General features: G+C 66.5%; 20 protein-coding genes and 1 pseudogene. 9 read left to right on the top strand and 12 right to left on the bottom strand.

The window, feature by feature from the left end; genetic code table 11:
- Window positions 1–26: 26 nt before the first annotated feature.
- Window positions 27–1,082, top strand: a complete 1,056-nt coding sequence (locus KME66_RS15765) for a ferredoxin reductase (protein WP_253208365.1) — start codon at window positions 27–29, stop codon at window positions 1,080–1,082.
- 7 nt (window positions 1,083–1,089) lie between these two features.
- Window positions 1,090–2,208, top strand: a complete 1,119-nt coding sequence (locus KME66_RS15760) for an acyl-CoA desaturase (RefSeq protein WP_073223286.1) — start codon at window positions 1,090–1,092, stop codon at window positions 2,206–2,208.
- 579 nt (window positions 2,209–2,787) lie between these two features.
- Here KME66_RS15760 and KME66_RS15755 read toward each other — a convergent pair.
- Window positions 2,788–4,158: an FAD-binding oxidoreductase gene (locus KME66_RS15755; protein WP_216323021.1), complete on the bottom strand. Its 1,371-nt coding sequence runs from the start codon at window positions 4,156–4,158 to the stop codon at window positions 2,788–2,790.
- Window positions 4,159–4,446: 288 nt separating this feature from the next.
- On the opposite strand from KME66_RS15755, the pseudogene KME66_RS15750 reads away from it, so the two are divergent.
- Window positions 4,447–4,973: pseudogene (locus tag KME66_RS15750) on the top strand (DUF1932 domain-containing protein); the annotation flags it as partial.
- A gap of 467 nt (window positions 4,974–5,440) precedes the next feature.
- Here KME66_RS15750 and KME66_RS15745 read toward each other — a convergent pair.
- The 3 genes from KME66_RS15745 to KME66_RS15735 form a co-directional block, all read right to left on the bottom strand.
- A complete protein-coding gene (locus KME66_RS15745) occupies window positions 5,441–6,196 on the bottom strand; it encodes a hypothetical protein (RefSeq protein ID WP_253208364.1) in 756 nt (251 codons plus the stop codon).
- Window positions 6,197–6,208: 12 nt separating this feature from the next.
- The gene (locus KME66_RS33955) at window positions 6,209–6,412 is read right to left on the bottom strand and encodes a hypothetical protein (protein WP_253208363.1); all 204 of its coding nucleotides are present in this window, start codon (window positions 6,410–6,412) and stop codon (window positions 6,209–6,211) included.
- Window positions 6,413–6,843: 431 nt separating this feature from the next.
- On the bottom strand, window positions 6,844–7,725 hold the full coding sequence (locus KME66_RS15735; RefSeq protein WP_216323019.1) for a helix-turn-helix transcriptional regulator: 882 nt from the start codon (window positions 7,723–7,725) through the stop codon (window positions 6,844–6,846).
- A gap of 177 nt (window positions 7,726–7,902) precedes the next feature.
- Between KME66_RS15735 and KME66_RS15730 the strand changes: the two genes are divergently transcribed.
- The 4 genes from KME66_RS15730 to KME66_RS15715 all read left to right on the top strand — a co-directional run bounded on the left by KME66_RS15730 (window position 7,903) and on the right by KME66_RS15715 (window position 10,585).
- Entirely contained in the window at window positions 7,903–8,841 is a 939-nt protein-coding gene (locus tag KME66_RS15730) for an alpha/beta hydrolase (protein ID WP_216323017.1), read from the top strand.
- Between the two features lie 47 nt (window positions 8,842–8,888).
- Entirely contained in the window at window positions 8,889–9,803 is a 915-nt protein-coding gene (locus KME66_RS15725; protein WP_216323015.1) for an alpha/beta hydrolase, read from the top strand.
- Between the two features lie 73 nt (window positions 9,804–9,876).
- Window positions 9,877–10,257: a DUF2255 family protein gene (locus KME66_RS15720; protein WP_216323012.1), complete on the top strand. Its 381-nt coding sequence runs from the start codon at window positions 9,877–9,879 to the stop codon at window positions 10,255–10,257.
- 109 nt (window positions 10,258–10,366) lie between these two features.
- Entirely contained in the window at window positions 10,367–10,585 is a 219-nt protein-coding gene (locus tag KME66_RS15715) for a low temperature requirement protein A (protein WP_253208362.1), read from the top strand.
- 111 nt (window positions 10,586–10,696) lie between these two features.
- On the opposite strand, the gene KME66_RS15710 is transcribed toward KME66_RS15715, so the two are convergent.
- The 3 genes from KME66_RS15710 to KME66_RS15705 form a co-directional block, all read right to left on the bottom strand.
- Window positions 10,697–11,875: a methyltransferase domain-containing protein gene (locus KME66_RS15710; protein ID WP_216323009.1), complete on the bottom strand. Its 1,179-nt coding sequence runs from the start codon at window positions 11,873–11,875 to the stop codon at window positions 10,697–10,699.
- A 10-nt stretch (window positions 11,876–11,885) separates the two neighbouring features.
- Entirely contained in the window at window positions 11,886–12,020 is a 135-nt protein-coding gene (locus tag KME66_RS34420) for a hypothetical protein (RefSeq protein WP_301184494.1), read from the bottom strand.
- A gap of 177 nt (window positions 12,021–12,197) precedes the next feature.
- Window positions 12,198–12,395, bottom strand: a complete 198-nt coding sequence (locus KME66_RS15705) for a hypothetical protein (protein WP_216323006.1) — start codon at window positions 12,393–12,395, stop codon at window positions 12,198–12,200.
- A 288-nt stretch (window positions 12,396–12,683) separates the two neighbouring features.
- Here KME66_RS15705 and KME66_RS15700 point away from each other — a divergent pair, with 288 nt between their 5' ends.
- Entirely contained in the window at window positions 12,684–13,895 is a 1,212-nt protein-coding gene (locus KME66_RS15700; RefSeq protein WP_216323003.1) for a helix-turn-helix domain-containing protein, read from the top strand.
- A gap of 461 nt (window positions 13,896–14,356) precedes the next feature.
- On the opposite strand, the gene KME66_RS15695 is transcribed toward KME66_RS15700, so the two are convergent.
- From KME66_RS15695 to KME66_RS15675, 5 genes are all read right to left on the bottom strand, one after another.
- Window positions 14,357–15,142, bottom strand: coding sequence for a hypothetical protein (locus tag KME66_RS15695; RefSeq protein WP_216323001.1), 786 nt, complete (start codon window positions 15,140–15,142; stop codon window positions 14,357–14,359).
- Window positions 15,142–15,621: a hypothetical protein gene (locus tag KME66_RS15690; protein ID WP_216322998.1), complete on the bottom strand. Its 480-nt coding sequence runs from the start codon at window positions 15,619–15,621 to the stop codon at window positions 15,142–15,144. Before KME66_RS15690 ends, KME66_RS15695 begins: the two co-directional genes overlap by 1 nt.
- Before the next feature lie 12 nt (window positions 15,622–15,633).
- Complete coding sequence (locus tag KME66_RS15685) at window positions 15,634–16,506, bottom strand: P22 phage major capsid protein family protein (protein ID WP_216322995.1); 873 nt, start codon at window positions 16,504–16,506, stop codon at window positions 15,634–15,636.
- Window positions 16,507–16,508: 2 nt separating this feature from the next.
- On the bottom strand, window positions 16,509–16,742 hold the full coding sequence (locus tag KME66_RS15680; RefSeq protein WP_216322993.1) for a hypothetical protein: 234 nt from the start codon (window positions 16,740–16,742) through the stop codon (window positions 16,509–16,511).
- A 607-nt stretch (window positions 16,743–17,349) separates the two neighbouring features.
- Window positions 17,350–19,050: a recombinase family protein gene (locus KME66_RS15675; RefSeq protein ID WP_216322990.1), complete on the bottom strand. Its 1,701-nt coding sequence runs from the start codon at window positions 19,048–19,050 to the stop codon at window positions 17,350–17,352.
- A gap of 146 nt (window positions 19,051–19,196) precedes the next feature.
- Here KME66_RS15675 and KME66_RS15670 point away from each other — a divergent pair, with 146 nt between their 5' ends.
- Complete coding sequence (locus KME66_RS15670; RefSeq protein WP_253208361.1) at window positions 19,197–20,141, top strand: low temperature requirement protein A; 945 nt, start codon at window positions 19,197–19,199, stop codon at window positions 20,139–20,141.
- The last annotated feature ends 213 nt before the right edge of the window (window positions 20,142–20,354 follow it).

Below are 20,354 nucleotides of genomic sequence, written 5' to 3'. Positions count from 1 at the left end.
GCCTGGCGGCACAGCAAGCTGGGGTCATGACGAGTGGAGCCCTCCGCACCGGGGCGTGGAAACTGCTGGAGATGGTCACGACGCCGCTGATGCCGTCGGACTATCTCGACCTGGTCAGTCCGCTCCGTACGGGCGCCGACCTGCGCGGGCGCATCGAGGAGGTGCACCCCGAGACGAGTGACGCCGCGACGGTCGTGATCAGGCCGGGGCGGGCGTGGCGCGGTCACACGGCCGGTCAGTACGTGAGGATCGGGGTCGACGTCGACGGGGTGCGCTTGTGGCGTGCCTACTCCATCACCTCCCCGGCCGACCGCCGGGACGGCCGCATCACGATCACCGTGAAGGCGATCCCGGACGGCAAGGTCAGCAACCACCTGGTCCGCCGGGCGAAACCGGGCACGCTCATCCAGCTCGACCAGCCGACCGGTGACTTCGTCCTGCCGCGGGCCAAGCCCGCCAAGGTGCTCTACCTGACGGCCGGCAGCGGCATCACGCCCGTGATGGGCATGCTGCGCTCGATCGAGCTCGACGACGTCGTCATGGTCCACTGCGCACCTCGGCCCGGGGACGTGATCTTCCGCAGGGAACTGCACCGCCTGGTCGTGGACGAGGGGCTCCGGCTCACCGAGGTGCACACCGACACCGACGGCAAGCTCGACATCGCCCGTCTCCAGGAACTCGTGCCCGACTGGGCCGAGCGCGAGACCTGGGCCTGCGGGCCCGCAGGCCTGCTCGACGCCGCCGAAGAGCACTGGGCCGGACACGACGCCCTGGAACGTCTGCACACCGAACGGTTCCGTCCCGGCATCGTCGTCGCCGGTGACGGGGGCGAGGTCACGTTCAGCACCACCGGCAGGACCGTCGGCGCGGACGGCGCCACGCCGTTGCTCGACATCGGCGAGGAGGCCGGCGTCCTCATGCCCTCCGGGTGCCGCATGGGCATCTGCTTCGGCTGCGTCACGCCGCTCAAGGCCGGCGCCGTCCGCGACCTGCGCACCGGCGAGATCACCGAGGCCGGTCCCGGCGTCCTCATCCAGACCTGCGTGTCCGCCGCTGCGGGCCCCTGCGACATCGAACGGTAGGAGCACCTTGACCGCCATCGACCCCACCGCCCACCTGACCGCGGAGCAGATCGAGGAGCTCGGCCGCGAGCTGGACGCCATCCGCGACGAGGTGATCGCCGGCCGCGGCGAGAGGGACGCCGCCTACATCCGTAAGGTCATCTCGGCGCAGCGCACGCTGGAGCTGGTCAGCAGGGGGGTGCTGCTGTTCTCGATCTTCCCGCCCGCGTGGCTGCTCGGCACCGCCGGGCTGTCCGTGGCGAAGATCATGGACAACATGGAGATCGGCCACAACATCCTGCACGGGCAGTGGGACTGGATGCGTGATCCGAAGATCCACTCCACCACCTGGGAGTGGGATCACGTCTCGCCGTCCGACCAGTGGAAGCATTCGCACAACGAGCTGCACCACACGTACACCAACGTGATCGGCAAGGACAACGACCTCGGCTACGGCATCATGCGCGTCGACGAGGACCAGAAGTGGCACCCCTTCCACCTCGGCCAGCCGCTGTGGAACTTCCTCAACGCCTGCTTCTTCGAGTACGGCATCGCGGCGTACGACCTGGAGCTCGGCAAGAACCTCACCAAGCGCCGCCGGAAGAACCCGGAGTTCCGTGCGCGGGCCAAGGCCGTGGGCCGCAAGATCCGCAAGCAGGTGCTGAAGGACTACGTGATCCACCCGCTGCTGTCGGGCCCCTCCTTCCTCACCACACTTGCCGCCACGTTCACCGCGAACCTGGTCCGCAACCTCTGGACCCACTCGGTGATCATGTGCGGGCACTTCCCCGAGGGCGTACAGGTCTTCGAACGCCGGTCGATCACGGGCGAGACGCGCGGCCAGTGGTACCTGCGCCAGATGATGGGCTCGGCGAACATCAGCGGCGGCAAGGCCATGCACTTCATGACCGGCAACCTGTCGCACCAGATCGAGCACCACCTGTTCCCGGACCTGCCGAGCAACCGGTACGCCGAGGTCGCGGTGAAGGTGCGCGCGCTGTTCGAGAAGTACGAGCTGGAGTACGTCACCGGCCCGCTGCCCCAGCAGGTGTTCTCCGCGTGGCACAAGGTCTTCCGGCTCGCACTGCCGAACAAGCGGCCCAGGGCCGCGACGCCGGACCGCGAGCACGACCTCATCGCCGCCTGACTCCCCGTCCGCACCTCAAGCCCCCGGGCGACGTCACTGCTGACTTCCGAGCGTCACGAGCATTTACAACGCTCGTGATCAATACACCTAGGGCACCACGCACACCGGCAACCACGCGGTTCCGGTCGTCCCCGGCGCCTCCACACCACGGCTCGGCCCCGAACACGAAGAACGTCCGGGGATGACCCGGGCCTCAGTCGTGGAGCGGGTGACGGAAGTCGAGTTCGCGCTCCGAGCCGGGTAGTCAGCGGCGGCTGAGTTGCTGCCGGGAATCCGACCTGCGATTTCTGGTTGGCCAGGTCCACGGTTCCCGGTCTGGGAGCCATATCCGACCGCTCTTGTCCGCTGTCGGGCACGGATGGGGCACGAGTGTTGGCGGTGCGACGGGTTCTGCGGGTGCCTCCTCGGGGTGGGCGTGCCGTCAGAGGGAGATGACGCGGATCTTGTTGCCGCAGAGCCCTTCCGAGCCCAGGACCGAGGAGTCTGGTCAAGTCGTCGCGAGCCACTGGACGATGCCTCGGGTCAGCCCAGCCGCTCAGGTACGTCCATTCCCATGTGCCGTGCGGACGCCGGTCACCCCTACGGCTTGATGTTCTGGTTCACGTGGAACAGGTTGCTGGGGTCGTAGGCCCTCTTGACCTCTACGAGGCGTTCGTAGTTGCCCCGGTAGTTGGCTCTGATCCGGTCCTGGTCGTCCTCGGCCATGAAGTTGATGTACCCGCCTTCCTCCGAGTGCGGAGCGGTGGCCTGGTAGTAGTCACGCACCCAGGCGGTGTTCGCCTCGTTGTCGGCAGGGTCCGGCCACATTCCGGCGATGACGGTGGCGAACGTGGCATCCCGGTAGGCGAAGGCCGTGTCCTGCGGTGCCACGCGGTGGCAGGCACCGTTGATCGGGTAGATGTGCACCGTCGAATTCATGACGGGTAGCCGAGGTCCGTGTTCGAGGTGTGCTGCGATCGCCTCATCACTGAGTTCTGTCACGAAGTTGGCCTTCCAGTAATGCTGCAGCCCAGGCGGCACCAGCGCGTCGAACGCGCTGTTGAGCGCGGAGTAAGGCATCGGGCCTACGTGCTCGGCAACCACCGGCGCGATATCGCGGAACCGCTGGACGGCGCGCTCTCCCTCGTCCATGGGGCCGGCCCAGCAGGCGACGATCAGAATGAAGGTGTCGCCGTGCCGGTTCTCAGGTATGAACGGCAGAGGCGGGGCGATCTGGAAGGCGGGGAAGCCGCCGAGTTCCTCCGGGGCGTCAGCGATGAGTTCGCGGAACGAACGCAGAACCGTCCCGGCATCTTCCAACTCGTACAGGAGGGGCCCGCCATAGATGTCCTTGACCGGACTGAGCCGGAACTCGAACGATGTCACCGCGCCGAAGTTGCCGCCGCCGCCGCGGATGGCCCAGAAGAGGTCGTCGTGCTCTTGCTCGCTTGCGACGAGTAGCTTGCCCTCCGCAGTCACCACGTCGGCCGAGAGCAGGTTGTCGCAGCTCAGGCCCAGGCTACGGGCGAGGTATCCGATGCCGCCACCGAGGGTGAGTCCCGCGACGCCGGTGGTGGAGACGATCCCCCCTGTGGTCGCCAGACCGAACGCGTGCGTCGCCGCGTCGAAGTCGCCCCAGGTCGCTCCGCCGTCCACACGCGCGGTCCGCCGATCCGGATCGACGCGGACGCCTCGCATGCCGGACAGGTCGGCCACCACGCCGTCGTCGCAGGTCCCGAAGCCGGGCACACTGTGCCCACCCCCACGCACCGCGAGGTCAAGCCCGTTGTCACGTGCGACATCGACCGCAGCCATGACATCGCCCGCGTGGGCGCACTGCACGACGGCAGCCGGCCGCCTGTCGATCATGGCGTTGTAAACCGTGCGCGCCTCGTCGTAGCCGTCGCTGTCAGGAGTGACTACCGGCCCCCGTACGCGTTCCCGCAACCGTTCGATCGATGAGTTGTTCATCAACCTCACTCCTTGCGCGTCGTTGCCGCGAGCTCTTGAGACACCCAGCGCTCAGCACCGATATCGGCCCATGCTCTCCCAGCCACTCTCCGACACGGCTGCGCCTGGCCTGGACCTTTTCCACGCTACGCCCGTGAGTCGGATGCTCAACTCGACAACCTCGGGAACATCCACGCGGCAGCACCAACGGAAGGGACCAGGCCGACGGTACGGGCGACTCGGAGGGTCTCGCCGCTGGGCACCCCCGGTGGTCGGTCCTGTGGGTCCAGGATCAGAGGTCAGTGAGCGATCCGCCCCGGCTTCGCAGTTGTCGACGGTGCCGTTTTCGGTCAGCCGCCGGGCGAGGGGCGTGCCGCACGGCTCTATCTCGCAGGGGCCGACTCTGCCGTCGAGCTGGTGGCGTCGCTGTTCACGGACTCTGCGCTGCACGTGTGCCGGGTCGGGGACACAGTCGGTTCCGCTTCCGCGCTGAAGATGGCCTTCTCCAGCTACCAGAAGGCCGCTCGTACCCTCGCCGGCGTGGCTCACGCGCTCGCCGACGCCCATGGAGTCGGTGATCAGCTCACGGCCGAAGCCGAGGTCATGATCTCCGCGATCCTCTCCGATCCGGAGCATCTGCCGAGTGTTGCAGCCCGTGACTGGCGCTGGGCGCCCGAGATGGAAGAGGTCGCCGATACTCTCCGCGCGGCTGATCTGCCCCGAGCATGGCCGAGGCCACGGCTCGGGTACTCGCTTTCTGGGAACAGGACAAGGATCGGTGCGACTTGCCGGTCGAGCATGTCTTCGCTCAGCTCCGGTCACGGAGGAGCACGTAGACAGGTCGAGACAACAAACAAGGCCCGGGTCGATGACCTGGGCCTCAGTCGTGGAGCGGGTAACGAGAATCGAACTTGCGCTCTGAGCTTGGGAATCAGCGGTGCTTGAGGCTCGGGAAGGGCTCCGACCCGCGCTTTCCTGCGAGGAAGCTGGGGTCGCCATGGTCTCTTGAGGCTGTATCTGGCCGCTGTTGAACGCTCTGCTGGGCACGGATGCGGCACGGCCGCTGAGGTCTGCACAGCCCGATGCACAACTTGCCTGCTCGTCGAGTCCGTAGGCGGCGCATTTCGTGTCGCCGATCCAGCCGGCTCCCCCTGTCGCGTCTGCAAGTCGCTCAGGCCGAAGGAGTCACCGGCATGGCGCCGTCCGAACTCTTCGGGTTGGGCTGGTTCCAGCGGTTCTCGGCGGCCCGTACGCCGAGAGTCGGGGCGAGCAGCGAGTGAGGTAGACCCACGTCCTGCCCCATTCACCAGTTCTCGTAATCCTCGATCAAGCGAGTCACAAGCCGGTGGAGCGCTGCTGCCCTGTTCAGGTCCTCCTTCTGTTCGCGCAGGGCCTGCTCAGTCGCCCGGAGTCGGTGCCAGGCGTCCGGTTCCTTGTCCATCACGTCGTCGACCAACGGGCGGGTGATCAGTGCGAGGCACTCGGCCAGTCGCCGCCTGGTGGATGGCGCCGGCGGCGCCAGGTCGGCGACGGCGTACCCGGTCGTCAGGTATCGGACAGGGTCGGCCAGGCTCCAGCCGACGACTGCCTCGGCCTGGACCAGGAGCGCCAAGCCGGGGGCGATACCGATCCGGGCATCCAGCGGGGTGTCGAGGACCGCGAGATTCCGCAGGCAGGCCAGTTCCGTCGCTTCGAGGTCGCAGCACAGCACCGTCGTCTGCGCGAGGGCGAAGTCGTTAGCCTCCTCCGCGCGGAGCCCGCCCCGGACGGCCCGGGGCTCGGTGGGAAGGCGGACGCCGGCCTTTGCCGGGGCGGATACGGCGGGCAGGTGGAGGCCCACGCCGACCAGCTCGCGGCTGCCGTTGTCGAACAGAAGGTCGTCGTTCTCCGAACCCAGCCACTCTTGGCTTCCGAAGGCGCCGGGCAGCAGCCGCTCGAATTCCGCCCGGTCGGTGAACTCACCGACGACCAACTGGGGGATGTCGAGGGCGAGGCGCGGGGTCGACGTGAGCGGAGTGTCCGTCACCACGGCGCGAAGGGTGTTCAGGGCGATTTCCACAGGTGTCCCACCTCACCGGATCTGAGGGGCGGGCGCCAGCGTGCCGCCTCGGCTGTCCGGAATGTCGCCGTTCACGATATCGTCATGGGTCACCGGCAGGCCGGGGCCGTCAGGCGATCCGCCGAATGCCTTGGCGCCGCTTTCCCCTCGGGGCCCCGAAGGACCGTAAGCGGTGATGGCATCGCCCGCGCCGGGGCCCGGCCCCTTGGTGATCACGACGTCTTCTCCTTGCCGGAAGGAGAGGTTTCCCCGCTCTCCCTGTGAGTGGTAGACCGCGTCGGGGTTCTTGAGGATCTCCGGAACGGTCGCCGCTGAACTGGTGCCGTGTGTCGGCGTGGTAGTTGCCGGACTTCTTCATGTTCCCTTCCCGGGCCCGCTCGATCACCTGGTCGGCAACCTTCCGGGCCCTCTCCTTGGGATATTTGGGCATGAGGCCCAGCGGGTCGCACCAGGGGAGGGGGTTGTCGACGTAGGCGACCGGGTTCGGCCCTGGCGCCAGACCGAGTGGGTCGGGAGAGACATAGCGGCCTGCTGCCGGATCTGTTCCGCGCCGACGAGCGGTTCACGGTCTCGGGCATGCCCGAGACCGTGCTGCGTAAGACCGACGGCATCGAGACGACCCGCGTCGGCGGGCAGCTCAGCCTGATTCACGGGTGCGCCGACGCGGTCGTCGCTGCCCAGGTGGCCAGCAGTTGCAGACGCTCGGCAGTGGGGGAGGCGGGCTCGGCGATGTACGCGGACAAGGTGATGGAGGGAGAGGAGTCGAGGGTCAGTTCCTCGAAGCCCAGGACGAGCTCTCCGACCTCGTGGTGGTGGAGGGTCTTCCTGCCCGCGCGGTGGACGCCGACATCGTGAGCGGCCCAGCGGGACCTGAAGTCGGTGCTTCGCGTGGACAGCTCGCCGACGAGCTGTATCAGCTGCTTGTCGTGCGGTGTCGCGCCGGCCTGAGCACGGAGGATGCGCACGCACGCGGCTGCCGCGTCGTCGAGGTCGTCGTAGAACCTGGCCGCGGCGGGGTCGAGGAAGACGACGGAGGCCAGGTTCGGCGGGGAGGCCGATGAGCGCCGGGTCGGGCTGGTGAAGGCCATGTCGAACAGGGCCCGGCCGAGAGCGTTCGACGCGAGGACATCGAGCCTCCTGCTCAGGGCGATGACGGGGGTGGCGCTCATCGCGTCCATGAGCAGCTGCACCTGCTGCGGCACGCCCGCCGCGGCCTTCGGTTGTCTCCTCGCCCGCGAGGGCCGGCGCGCGGTGCGGGCGAGGTCGTAGAGGTAGGCGCTCTCGTCCTCGGTCAGCTGCAGGGCGCGGGCCAGGGCGTCGAGGACCTCGTCGGAGACTCCTGTCAGGTCGCCTTTCTCGATCCGGGTGTAGTAGTCGGCGGAGACTCCGGAGAGCATGGCGACCTCCTCCCGGCGCAGGCCGGGGACGCGGCGCGCTCCGCCGCCCTTCGGGATGCCGGCCATGTCGGGGGTGATCTTCGCGCGGCGGGTGGTCAGGAAGTCCCGTACGCGCTCGTCCTTCGGTGCCATGACCTCACGCTATGGGCGATCGGGGCCAGGAGCCAGGTTCCGCCAGACCCCCCTTCGAGGGGGGTTCTATCGCAACCTTCCACCCTCGATCGAGGGCGCCCACAGTTGTCGTCGTAAGCGCCGACGGGCGCCGTCCCGCGGCCCGGACGACGATGAGTGGGACAGCCAGGAGGAATCATGACTGAAGGGACCGAGCGTGTGAGCTTCCGTTCCCGGGGGATGGCCTGGGATCTGGCGGGCGTCCTTCACCTCCCTGTGGATTTCGACGAGAACGGCTCCCGTCCGGCGATCGTGAGCGTTCACCCGATCGGCAGCTGCAAGGAACAGACTGCCGGCAACGTGTACGCGAAGGCGCTGGCGGAGGCCGGCTACGTGGTGCTGGTCTTCGACGTCGGCTACCAGGGTGAGAGCGGCGGACAGCCGCGTCTGATCGAGGATCCCGCGCAGCGCGTGGAGGACGTCCGCGTCGCCGTCGACCACCTCGTGACCCTGCCGTACGTCGATGCGGACCGCATCGGTGGGATCGGCGTCTGCGGGGGTGGCGGCTACGTCATCAACGCGACCATGACCGACCGCCGGATCAAGGCCGTCACCAGCATCACCCGCGTGAACTTCGGGCGTCTCAGCCGCGAGTCGTTCAGCGGCTACGACCCGATCGGCGCTCTGGAGCAGATGGCGGTGCAGCGCACCGCCGAGGCACGCGGCGCGGATCCGCGGACCGATGACCTCCTGCCTGCCTCGGTCGAGGCCGGACGGGAGGCGGGTCTGAGCGACATCGACGTGCTGGAGGCCACGGACTACTACAAGACCGGCCGGGGACAGAGCGCGGGCGGTGCCACGAGCGCGGTGCTGTCGCGTCGCGCGGCGGCGATCGGCTGGGACGCGTTCTTCGGCGCCGAGCAGTTGCTCACCCGGCCGCTGCTGGTCGTGATCGGCGACAAGCCCGGCGGGTTCGGCGCCTACCGAGACGGCCAGGAGATCTACGGCCGCGCAGCCTCGAAGGACAAGCGGCTCCTCGTCGTGGAGGACACCTCGCACTACGACCTCTACGACCGGCCGGAGCCGACGCGCCAGGCCATCGAGGCCGCGACGGAGTTCTTCGGCGCCCACCTGTGAGCCCGGCTGACCCAGAAACCCATTCGACAGCAAACCCAAGGAAGATCATGAGCGAGAACATCAGCGTCAAGACCCTCAACGGCTACGGCACCACCCTCGCGGCGGTGATCAACTTTCCGGAAGGCTTCGACGCGTCGAAGACCTACCCCGCGATCGTCGTCTCCCATCCGGGCGGCGGCGTGAAGGAGCAGGCCGCGGGCCTGTACGCGGGCAAGCTCGCCGAGCACGGCTTCGTGACCGTCGCCTACGACGCCTCGTTCCAGGGCGCGAGCACCGGGGAGCCGCGACAGCTGGAGAACCCGCACATCCGCACCGAGGACGTCAGCGCCGTGGTCGACCACCTGACCACGCTCGACTACGTGGACAGTAGCCGCATCGGCGCGATGGGCATCTGTGCCGGGGCCGGCTACACCGCGAACGCCGCGATCGACGACCCCCGCATCAAGGCCGTGGGCACCGTGAGCCTCGTCAACATCGGCCAGATGTTCCGCAACGGCTGGACGAACGACGTCGCCGACGCCGACGCCGCCCCCCTGCTCGCGATGGGCGCGGAGGCCCGCACCACCGATGCCCAGGGCAAGGACAACCCCTTCCCGCTCGCACCGATGCGCGAGGAAGACGCGCCGAACGAGGAGCTGCGCCAGGCGTGGGAGTACTACCACACGCCGCGTTGCGAGCACCCCAACGCACCCGGCTTCATGACCGCACGCAGCCTGAGCCAGATCATCACCTACGACGCCTTCCACAAGGCCGAGGCGTTCCTCACGCAGCCACTGCTCGTGATCGCGGGCAGCGAGGCCGGATCGAAGTGGATGAGCGATGACCTGTTCGCGCGCGCCGCGAGCAAGGACAAGTCCTTCCACGTCGTCGAGGGATCGAACCACATGGAGCTCTACGACGGCGAGAAGGAGGTCGCCGAGGCCGTCAGCAAGCTCGGCCCCTTCTTCGCCGACAAGCTCTGACCCGGGCAGTCGTCGCTGCCTTGCACCGATCATGCGGGGCAGCGTGACCGCAGACGCGAAAGGAAGACCGGCCATGACCGCTTGGACCCCGGATGAGCTCGACCGCATCAACGCCGAGACCTACTTCACCGTCGGGGCGACCCTGCCCGACGGAACCACCCCCAAGACCGTCGACATCTGGTCCGTGCCCGTCGGGGACCGGATCTTCATCCGCTCCTACAACGGCACGCAGGGGAAGTGGTACGGGCCGGCCCTGAAGACCGGCCGGGGCCGGATCTCGGCCGGCGGGGTCGACAAGCCGGTGCGCTTCGTGCCCGTCGACCCCGACGACGAGGAGACCAACCAGGCGGTCGACGCCTCCTACCGGGAGAAGTACGCCGACAGCGAGTACGCGGTGACGATGTCGACCGAGCCCGTACGCCGCAACACCCTGGAGGTGGTCCCCGAGGAGTGACGCCCGGATGCGTGCAGCGGTCCGGGGCGGGTGACGCCCCGGACCGCACGGCCTGTTCTCGCCCCTGGCCGCGAACCTCCCATGACCAGGACACGGAGGCATCCCCGTCATGACCGTCGAATCCCGATTCCGGCTCGTCCCGATGCGGCCGCGCGACCCCGACGAGGAGGGCCGCACCGCCTCCACCCTCGAACTCTTCTTCGACCTCGTCTTCGTCGTCGCCGTCAGCATCGCCGCAGTGTCGCTCCACCACGCCCTTGCGGACGGGCACGTCCTCGAAGGGATCCTCAACTACGGAATCGTGTTCTTCGGGATCTGGTGGGCGTGAATCAACGCAACAACACCTTATCGCGGGGACGTTGACCAGCGGGAACGAACGCGAGGAAGCCCCGCCCATGCGCCACGGGGGAAGCGCACAGACGGGGCCGCACAGGGGTTGTCAGGGCCGCCCGATGACCGGCACGGGGTTGTCTGGCCGGTCGAGCCACACCCGCTCGCCGTCGCTGTCCACGGTGAGCCCGAACCGCTCGAACCCCGGTCGCTCTTGCTCCTCCCACCAGAGGTAGGCCGCGACCACCTCATTCCAGAGATCGCGGGGCCCGGACTGGTAGACCTCGAATTCGTCCCGGCCGGGCACGAAATCGACGGTTGCCCACGACGTGACAGCGGTGTCCCGGAGCCACAGCGTGTACGAGCCGTCGCCGTACGACTCCATCCACGGGAATGCGCCCGGCACCTGCACGCCGATGGCGAACATGACCGGCCAGTCCCCCACCGAATCCGGGGAAATGCTGGTCATGCTCCGCCGTCCGTCCGCTGGCCACTGCCGACCCTTGAGGTATTCACGGACGTGCTTCCGCTCCGTGCGCTGAGCACGCAGCCGCATGAATGCCGACGACCCGAGGAACCACCCGGTAGCCGTTCCGTCCTCGGCCACAGCGAGACGAACGACCGCTTCCCCGCCGTACGTCGGTCCCCACGGCGCAACGATGAGCCCGCCGGGTTTCGTCTGCGCGATCCATTGCCGGGGCAGGCTGCCGATTGAGCACGTGGCGATGACGCGGTGATACGGGCCCGCATCGGCGTATCCCTCGGCCCCGTCCCCGACGACGGTAAGCGGTTCGAATCCAGCCGCTTTCAGACGGCCCCGCGCATCCCTCGCGCTGGCCTCGTCCACTTCCACCGTGACGACGTTCTCAGCGCCGACCCGATGGGAGAGCAGCGCGGCATTCCATCCGGTGCCGGTCCCGATCTCCAACACCTTGTGTCCCGGTTCGACGTTCAACGCGTCGAGCATCGAGAAAACCATGGTCGGCATCGAGTTGGAGGACGACGGGACCTTGCCCTTTCCGGGGCCGGTGTACGCGCCGTCATCCCATTGGGTCGTGATCGGCGCATCGCGGTAAACCGCCGACCACCAGACCTCAGGTTCCTCAGTCCGGATTACGCGGTCGTCCTGGCGATTCATGCCGGCTCGGCCGGGCCAGATCATGTCAGGCAGAAAAAGATGCCGGGGCACCGCATTGAATGCGGGCAACCAATCGCTTTTCAGCGCTCCCTTTTCCATGAGCGCAGAGGCGAGCCCCGTAGGACCCGCCTCCTTTTCGCGGTCGATCATCGGCGCGGACTCACTTACCGTCCGCCGGGCCCTGGCCGTCGTTCGTGTTGCCGCCCTCGTCGGAGCCGCCGCCCCCGTGCTTGTTCCCGCTGTCGCTGTCGTCCTGCGGGTTGCCGTCCGCCATGGTCAGCCACCAAGCGCGCATGTCGTTACCTCCGTTGTAGGACTTGCATGGATACCCACCCGGTGCGGGCGGGAGTCTTCTACGCCACGGGCGGGGGCGGGAACTGATCTCCGCCGTCCCGTCCGTCGCCGGTCTTTTCCTTCGGATCGAACTTCACGGGCACAGCCTTTCCGCTGGAATTCGAGAGGGACAGCGGAGCTAGACCGGCCTTAGGTCTTGGGGGTCCACCAGCCATTCGCGGCCCCCGCTTTCCGGCCAGATGAAAGCCGTGGGCTTCTTTCGTCGCTCGCTCGGCAAAACCGCCGGGTCCTCGTAATCCCTGATCACGTCACGCAGAATTCCGACGCGTCCCGCGCTGTCCTCGACCAGCTTCCCCACGTCCTCACTGGTGATCATCTCGGGCACCTCCCGGAAGCGTGCCGATAGACCACAGCGGGCGGAGCGCCGACCCGAGCCACGATGTCCCGGTGAACTCGCTCCAGACCACCAATCGGCCTGTCGCAGTTCGAGCACTTCTCACCCTTCGGGGCGTAGGTCAGGTACTCCGTTTTCGTGTCCGCGCCCGGTTCGGTCTGGCTCGCCATCGTCCGCCGTCCCCTCGTCTCGGTCCGGAAGATCGTCGCCCCGAGCCAATGTCTGCACTAGCGGCCACGTGTAGGCCAACTGTCGGCCAGACTGGCCACCATGGGGAGCAACGTCGGGGCCAACATCAGGCGAGAGCGTGAACGTCTCGGGTGGAGCCAAGCGCGCCTAGCGCGGGAGGTCTGCCGGGTCGCTGGCGTCCAGGGTGATCCGGTCGGTCGTCAGGAGATCAGCCGATGGGAGATCGGGAAGCGCACGCCGCGCGAATGGCTGCCCTTCCTCGCTGCCGCCCTCGGGGTGTCGCCGGAAGTGCTCACGGGGCCACAGGCGCCCACTGAGCCGCCTTTGCCGACGCTGGCCGACTACTTGCCCGAGGGTGACCCGCTGGCCCCTCTCAGCGCCCGTGAGGGCCGCCGGATCGGCATGGGTCAGGTGGGCGACCTACAGCAGCGCGTGCACGGCCTACGGCTGGCCGACGACGTGTTAGCCGGAGGTGACCTGATCCGGCCCGCACTGCGGGAACTGCGGTCAGCCGTCCGCCTGTATCGCGAGGGTGCCCACACGGGGGAAGTCGGCCGGGAACTCCTGCGTCAGATTGGAGAGTTGGCACAGATCGCCGGGTGGATTGCCAGCGATGCCGGGCAGCACGCCGAAGCGGAGCGGATCTACCGGCTAGGACTCAGTGCAGCGAGACAGGCCGAGGACCACACCTTGGCCGGGAATCTTGCCGGGTCGCTCGCCTACCAACTGAGCAATGTCGGCAGGGAAGTTGAGGGCCTAGACCTTGCTCGGGCAGCGCTGCACGGGGCCGGGTCGGACGCACCCCCGAAGGCTCGCGCGCTGTACCTCGATCGGGTGGCGTGGGCCCACACGAAAGCCGGGGGAATCGAGAACGCACAGCAAGCAATGCGGGCCCTCGGGGAGGCGGGGGAAGCGCTGGCCGAGGACAGCGAGGGAACCGAGTCACCGGCGTGGCTGTACTGGGTGGACGCTGGCGAACTCAAGGTCATGGAATCCCGCGTCTACGCCGAGCTGCGCCGACCGCTCCGCGCCGTGCCTCTCCTCCGCGACGTGCTCAGCCGGTACGACGCGACGCACACGCGGGAAATGGCGCTCTACCTGTCGTGGCTCGCTGTGGCCTACGCCGACGCGAACGAACCCGAGGAAGCGGCGGCGACTGCGGAACGGGTCATCGACCTGTCTCGGGACGTGGCCAGCGAGAGGACAGCGGAGCGGGTTCGGGTCGTGCTGGCGAGGCTCGCCGAGTACGCCGAGGTGCCAGAGGTGCGGGCCGTCCTCGACAGCGCGGCATGACGCAGAAAGCCCCCGCAGCCACCCCAACGGGAGCGGCCACGGGGGCTCGGGTTTCAGATCGAAGGCAGCGGAGCCCTTGGGGGCGCTGGGGCGACCTGCTCGCCGGCCGGGAAACCGCCTGAAATCCGAAGGTGGCCCGGCAAGGCGGCATCACGGTGTGTGTTCAACTGCGGTCCAAGGGGGTTTCGGCGACCCCATTAGCCGTACAGCCAGCGGAGTGCCACCACCTTGCGGTTGGGAAAGGAACCTTTTCCGGGTCCTCCCCCTCCCCATTCGCCACTGAATGTCACCATCGAAAGCAAGGCTGCGGCTAGCTGCGCTCCTTTCGTTCCGCCTTCCACTTGTGGAACTCGTCCCAAGTCATGGTCGTCACCATGCGGCAGGCACCCTCACGTATTCCACGGAGAGGGCATCGAGGGTTTATCTCCAGGACTCCGCAGTACCCACAATGGGCCTCCCGCTCACTGTCCATCTCTCCGCGCCTTTCGCTCTGCATTGAACTCCCGCTGAAAGTTCCTCAGTTGGTCGGCTCCACTGCCTTCGGTCGCCTTCCAGCGGGCCAGGTACTCATCTCGCTTGGCTGCATCCTCGGCGGGCATCTCGACACCCCGGAACAGCGGGAGGGTCTGACAGTGGCAACCAGGGTGGAATTGGTCGGGCTCCATGTAGTCGGAGTAGGCCGCTCCTCGGCTGGCAATCACGGCGCAGAATCCGCACGGGTCGGCGTCCGTCTTGCGATACCAGCCGATCACCTCAGCGTCATTCTCTCGGGCCTCGGCCAGAGCATCACGGCCGCCCGATTCAGCGAGTCGGCCAGCGTCTAGAGCAAGGTTTCGCCCGGCGCTTTGCATCACGTCGTCAAGGGACTTAATGAATTCCGGGTCATCCAACCGGCCCCGCTGGAACTCCTTCCGGAGCGGCGCAGTGTGGACGTAGTACGACGCCTTGGCCTTGCCAGCCTCGGCGTCCAAGTCTCGACCATCCCACACGGATTCGGGGGCCGGTTTGCCGGTCGCAGCTTCCCGCGCCGCGTTGTGGTATTTCACGCCCTCGGCGTATGACCGGCTGCGTGAGGTATTCACGAGAGCCTGATATTCACGCACCACAGCGGATGAGCCCTCGGCCGCTCGCTGCGGAGACAGGCCACGCCACCAGGACATGACCCGCTCCACCAGCGATTCGGAGATATCCACCTGTGCCGAGTAGTAAGCCTGTGCAGCCGCGTTGAAATCAGACTGCCGACTCACTAGAACTCCCGAGCGCTGCGGAGGATCTTTTCAATTCCGCCGGAACGAGGTTCGGTCGGGTCAAGGCCACCGGTTCCGAGTCCCGAGCGGCCCACAGCCGCGTACTTTGCCAGGGTCTTAGCTTCCGCCTCTAGTTCCTCGGCGGACTCACCGCGAAGAAATCCCATTAGCTCATCGGGCAACCCATGACGACGGCCGACCCGCTCACGCTCTAGCGCAACCTCGGCGGCCTTCACACGGGCCTCGGCGTCATCCAATTGGGAATGGAGGTTCTGGCGCAGATCCTCGGATGTGCGAAGCGCCGTAGCGGCTTGCTGCAATTCGGCCTGTAGGTCATCCAACGAGGGACCCTCGGAAATCGCCTCAGCGCCATTCTGAGAGGCCGAGCCGGCCGCCGGGTCGAATTCTGCCTCGGAAACGCCTACAGGGCTTGCAGCGGGCTCCTGTGGCGTCTCCGGCGCGTTCTCTACCTCAGCCACAATTCACCCCCCTTATGCCGGAGGCGTGAACTTGAGGCCGACCGCGCGCTGTGCATCAAGAACCGTCGCACCCACGAACGCCTCAACGACGCTCATTTCCGTACGGGTCTCGCCGTTGAACGACACGAACCAAGTCATTGCGTAGCCCTGCTGGTCATCGTCCGTTGCCGACGCGCCGGAAACCGACTCGGGCTTGGCCGGTGCCTTGATAGCAGCGGCGAAAGCCTCTCGCGTCATTGCAACAGCGCCATTGGTGATGAATGGCGACATGTAGACGTCGAAACCGTGCAGACGGCCCACGATTGCGTCACGGAGAGCGGACGGAGAACCGGCCGAATCGACATTGGAAAGGTTCGGGTCCATGAGTAGCGCGCGCTTAACGTTCGGGCTCACCACCAGGACGCGCGACTTAGCGCCCACCTTGCGGGTGTCGAGAATTTCGCCAGCCGCGGTAATCGCGTCACGGGGGTTGGCAGGATCAATCGTCAGCGTGGCAGCAGTAATGACCGGCTGCATAACGGTCCCGATCTCTGCCTCGATCATCTCGGCGACACCGGCAACCTGCGGCATAAGGACCTGTGCGCTGAAGTTCTCTACCTCAAGCGTCATGTCCTTCGCGGTCAGCTCTAGCGGCTGCATCGCGTGAGTATTGAGCTTGACGGAAACAGTCTGCTCATTTAGCGGGGTGCTGATAGCAGAGGTGGAACCGGTGAACTTCGACGCCTGAAGAATGCGCGGAATACGGACACGGACCGTGTCACCCCGCCCGCCAATGAAATCAGACTCGGCCTCACGGAACACGAGGCGACCTAGAACTAGCTCGGCCTTGAGTAGCGAAGCGGCGTTCTTGGCAACGACGTTGCTTACGGCAAAGATGTTGGCCATTGTTAGACCTCCTCGGAGTCAGCAGCCTGCGCCTTGCGGTAATCGGTCGCGATGTTGAGCACGGCGATTAGACCCGTCACCGATTCCTTTACCTCGTCGCCCGTCACGAGGTCATCGCAAAGCAGCTCCACGGCGAATAGTGCGTGCCAGTTGAGCGCCGTATATGGGTCGGCAATAGCGCCCGTGCGGTACTGATGGAAAGCGTATTGGGCATCTGCCTGCAAGTCAGGGGACATGCGCGGCTCCAATCAAATAGGGATCGTTTTAGGGCAGTGCAGATAAGCGCGATACCCTGGGACGCCAGGACAACGAATCACGCGTACGCGCCCCTACCTATAGAGAGGTGTTTGGTGAAGCGCATACGCGGGCGGAACGGACATAGGCGGCAACAGTGTTACCGTTTCGTTATATGTGCCAGAAAGGCCGCCTATTCCGGCTCGGCGGTTTCGGCACCACAGCGGAGAGGATCAGCACGGCCGAGGGAGAATCAACACGCCCCCAAATCCCTCCTGAGCTGGGGTTACAGTTCCTTGAGGTGTGTTGAGTGTTGATTCTGAGTAGAGAAGTAGGTCCCTAATGGAGTTTCCACGAGGGAACCAAAAATGACCCCCAGGAACAGCACTCGACACACTCGACCCCTGCCCGCCGTGTTACGGGGAATTCCGCTCGCTGGCCCTCAAAGGCTCTGTGCGCCTCTCTGGCGGCCTTGCAGGCACGTCCCGACACACTTGGGGGTCCCACCTCGGGTCCGTAAGGCGCTCACGGGGCCGCCTGTGGCTTCCTGGGGGCATAGCAAAGGGCCCCGCCCGGATCACTCCGAACGGGGCCCTCTCCTACACACTGTTACGCGGTGGCTTCCGCCTTACGGCGCTGCCGGGTCATCAACGCGAACTCCGCCCCCTTTTCGAAACCAGCGGCGGCAGGGTCCTTCGCGTCTCGCCACTCGACCACGAGCCGGTCATGAATCGGGGTTCGGTCCCCCCGGTACTTGGCCGGTGTGATGGTGACCGACTTGACGGCCGCAGCGAGGAGAGCGCGCCGCCCCTCGATTCCCTCGCTGTTCCAAATGGCCGTCAGTGCCACGGGGTCCATGAGCGGGGAGAGGTCCGCTTCCTTGCTGAGTTCCGCCAACTCGACTTTGAGTTCAGCGATTTGCACGGCCACTTGTTCGCGCAGACTCTCGAACTTTTCCTCGCTCATCTTGCCCAGAACGAAGAACTCCTTTTCGAGTTTCATTTCCCGCCCCACCGCGCTTTCAAGCAGGGCCGACACCTGGCGCTTTCGCGCCTCCTTGCCCGGGTCCTGATAGCTGAGCCAGCGGCGGGCAATGTTCTGAATGGTTTCCGAGTCGGGGGCGAGGTGGAGAATGTGCCCCCTCCACAATTCCGTTATCGCGTCGTCTACCCGCTGCCGTGCTGTTGCCGCCCCCTGACAGACAGACGGTCCCTGCATGGCCCGGTTGCGGCAGTTGTAGTTTCGTCCGCCGTTTCCGAGAGGGCCGCCGCAATGCGGGCACTTGAATAGGCCCGTCATGATGGTGACCGGCTGACGGACACCACGCCGCGTGTTTCCGATCGCGGAGCCAGAGGCAGCGCGGGACCGGCCAGTCATGAGCGCGTTGATTTTCAGGAACTCGTCATAGGTGACGACACCCTCACCGCAGGGAATCGGAATCCCCTTGGCGTCCCTCAACGGCTCAATGCTCTTGAAGTACTTGTCGATGGGGTTTCCGTTCTCGTCCGTCGCGCGCTCACGGTTCGGGATGAGACCAGCCCAACTCACTGAGTGGGCGAGGTGAATGATCGTCTGCGCGCGCCACTTCTTCCCGTGCCGGGTGAGCGTCCTCTCTTTGTTCAGTTCCTCGGCAATGGCAGCGGGAGTGATGGCGTCCAGCAGGCGGAGCGCAATCCGGCGCGCAGTCGGGTATTCCGCTGTCTTGTGCCGCAGCTTGCCGGTTCCCTTGGGGCATTCGAGACCGTACGGCGTGACTCCTCCCGGCCAGCGCCCCTCTGCCTTGTGAGCGTCGATTCCCAACTTGGTGAATTCGGCGATGTCTTTTGCCTGGTCTCGCGCTTGCTCGGAGAGGAACCCGAGGACCGTTCGGGAGTAGCGCGAATCCAAGTGCTCAGAGACCAGGTAAATGCGCGCCTGCCGCTCCTCGAATGTGTCGAGCAACAGACCAACCTGCCCCATTCCCCGCCGAGACAGCCGAGAGGTCTTGAACACGTACAGCGTCTTGGACAGGCCGTCCACGATTGCCGCTGTGGACTTCTCGAATTCCTCGCGCCGGACATACGCCTTACTGGCCGACTTCTGTTCAAACCACACGTGCCGGACCTTGATCTTGTCTCGGTCGGCCTGAGCACACATCTGCCGGACCATGGCCTTAAGCGCTGCCAACGTGTCCTTTTTCTTGGACCGCCGGACGTACATCTCTGCCAGCGCCGCCGGGTCGCCCGTGTAGACGTCCCAGAGTCCGAGTTCCTTGAGTTCGTCATCCTCGAACCCGAGGGCCTTGAGGGCGGGGTAGTCGTCCCGATCCATCTGTCATCCGTTCGCCGAAGTCGTACCGCCCTCGGCCGGGGTGCTCCCCGCTGCCCGCCGTGCGGCCCTACGGGCTACACAGAGGGTGTTGGTGAAGAACCCCAGGTCAGAGCGGTGTTGCTCCGTTGACTCACGGGTGGGCCTGGATGAACTTCACCTGGTTCGCCACCTCCTTCGACACCGACGACTGGCTCTACCGGGTGCTCACCATCGTGCAGATGGGCGGCGTGCTCGTCCTCGCCTCAGGGATCAAACCGGCCTTCGAGGACCACGACTACTCGGTGCTGATCCTCGCCTACGTCGTCATGCGCCTGGCCCTGGTCGCCCAGTGGCTGCGCGCCTCCCGCTCCGCCGGAAAGGCCCGGCGCGCCACGCTCATCTACGCCGGCGGCATCACCGGCGTCCAACTACTCTGGCTTGCCTCCCTGCTGCTGCCGGAATCGACGTTCTTCATCGCCCTCGTCGCCCTGGTGGGCGCCGAACTCGCCGTGCCGATCGTCGCCGAGCGCACCGGCTCCACCCCGTGGCACCCGCACCACATCACCGAGCGCTACGGCCTGTTCACCCTCATCCTGCTCGGCGAGAGCCTGCTCGCGTCGGCCAACGCGATCATCGAGGCTCTCCACGAGACCGACCACCTCACGCCTTTGATCGGCGTCTCCGCACTGACGCTGGTCTCCACCGCCGCCCTGTGGTGGATCTACTTCTGGCCACCGCACCATCACGCCATCTCAAGCTTTTCCCGATCCCTGGCCTATGGGTACGGCCACTTCTTCATCTTCGCCGCCGCCGGTGCGTTCTCCGCGGGCATCGAGGTCGAGATCGACGTGCTCACCGGGCACAGCGACCTCCACCAGCCCTGGGCATCGCTCTCTTACACGATCCCTCTGGCAGTGTTCGTCCTCGGCATCTGGGCCCTGGCGATCAGGCCGCGCGCCGACCGCGTCGTCAACACCGTCCTGCCCCTGGCCGGCCTCCTGATCCTGATCGACCCCCTGACCCCCGTCCCCTTCGCTCTCACCGCGGTCATCCTCGCGGGCACCGTCGCCGTGCTCGTCTGGAGACAGCCGATCGACACCGCCACCGCCTAACCCTCCTCCCTGTAGCCCCCCATCGGTCGCGGAGATCCGCCATACGACCGAGGCGGCTGTGCGGCGCCCGGAGTGCCCTGCGGTGGGGCAGGCGACGACAGGATGAGCCGGGCTGCCCGCGGCATATGGCTCCAGGAGCTGGAGCATCTGCTCGTCGGTGCCGACCAGGGTCGGCCGGCCGCGTGGTTGTGCCCCCACACGCAGGGAGCGAGC

This window comes from Streptomyces sp. YPW6 (genome assembly GCF_018866325.1).
Lineage (GTDB): Bacteria > Actinomycetota > Actinomycetes > Streptomycetales > Streptomycetaceae > Streptomyces.
This window is presented reverse-complemented; position numbering and strand designations above follow the sequence as displayed.

Excerpts from the sequence above, each read along its gene's own strand:
- KME66_RS15765 (WP_253208365.1), top strand. The coding sequence starts at position 27 with ATGACGAGTGGAGCCCTCCGCACCGGGGCGTGGAAACTGCTGGAGATG.
- KME66_RS15755 (WP_216323021.1), bottom strand. The coding sequence starts at position 4,158 with ATGAACAACTCATCGATCGAACGGTTGCGGGAACGCGTACGGGGGCCG.
- KME66_RS15735 (WP_216323019.1), bottom strand. The coding sequence starts at position 7,725 with ATGGCACCGAAGGACGAGCGCGTACGGGACTTCCTGACCACCCGCCGC.
- KME66_RS15730 (WP_216323017.1), top strand. The coding sequence starts at position 7,903 with ATGACTGAAGGGACCGAGCGTGTGAGCTTCCGTTCCCGGGGGATGGCC.
- KME66_RS15725 (WP_216323015.1), top strand. The coding sequence starts at position 8,889 with ATGAGCGAGAACATCAGCGTCAAGACCCTCAACGGCTACGGCACCACC.
- KME66_RS15720 (WP_216323012.1), top strand. The coding sequence starts at position 9,877 with ATGACCGCTTGGACCCCGGATGAGCTCGACCGCATCAACGCCGAGACC.
- KME66_RS15715 (WP_253208362.1), top strand. The coding sequence starts at position 10,367 with ATGACCGTCGAATCCCGATTCCGGCTCGTCCCGATGCGGCCGCGCGAC.
- KME66_RS15710 (WP_216323009.1), bottom strand. The coding sequence starts at position 11,875 with ATGATCGACCGCGAAAAGGAGGCGGGTCCTACGGGGCTCGCCTCTGCG.
- KME66_RS34420 (WP_301184494.1), bottom strand. The coding sequence starts at position 12,020 with ATGCGCGCTTGGTGGCTGACCATGGCGGACGGCAACCCGCAGGACGAC.
- KME66_RS15705 (WP_216323006.1), bottom strand. The coding sequence starts at position 12,395 with ATGATCACCAGTGAGGACGTGGGGAAGCTGGTCGAGGACAGCGCGGGA.
- KME66_RS15700 (WP_216323003.1), top strand. The coding sequence starts at position 12,684 with ATGGGGAGCAACGTCGGGGCCAACATCAGGCGAGAGCGTGAACGTCTC.
- KME66_RS15685 (WP_216322995.1), bottom strand. The coding sequence starts at position 16,506 with ATGGCCAACATCTTTGCCGTAAGCAACGTCGTTGCCAAGAACGCCGCT.
- KME66_RS15680 (WP_216322993.1), bottom strand. The coding sequence starts at position 16,742 with ATGTCCCCTGACTTGCAGGCAGATGCCCAATACGCTTTCCATCAGTAC.
- KME66_RS15675 (WP_216322990.1), bottom strand. The coding sequence starts at position 19,050 with ATGGATCGGGACGACTACCCCGCCCTCAAGGCCCTCGGGTTCGAGGAT.
- KME66_RS15670 (WP_253208361.1), top strand. The coding sequence starts at position 19,197 with ATGAACTTCACCTGGTTCGCCACCTCCTTCGACACCGACGACTGGCTC.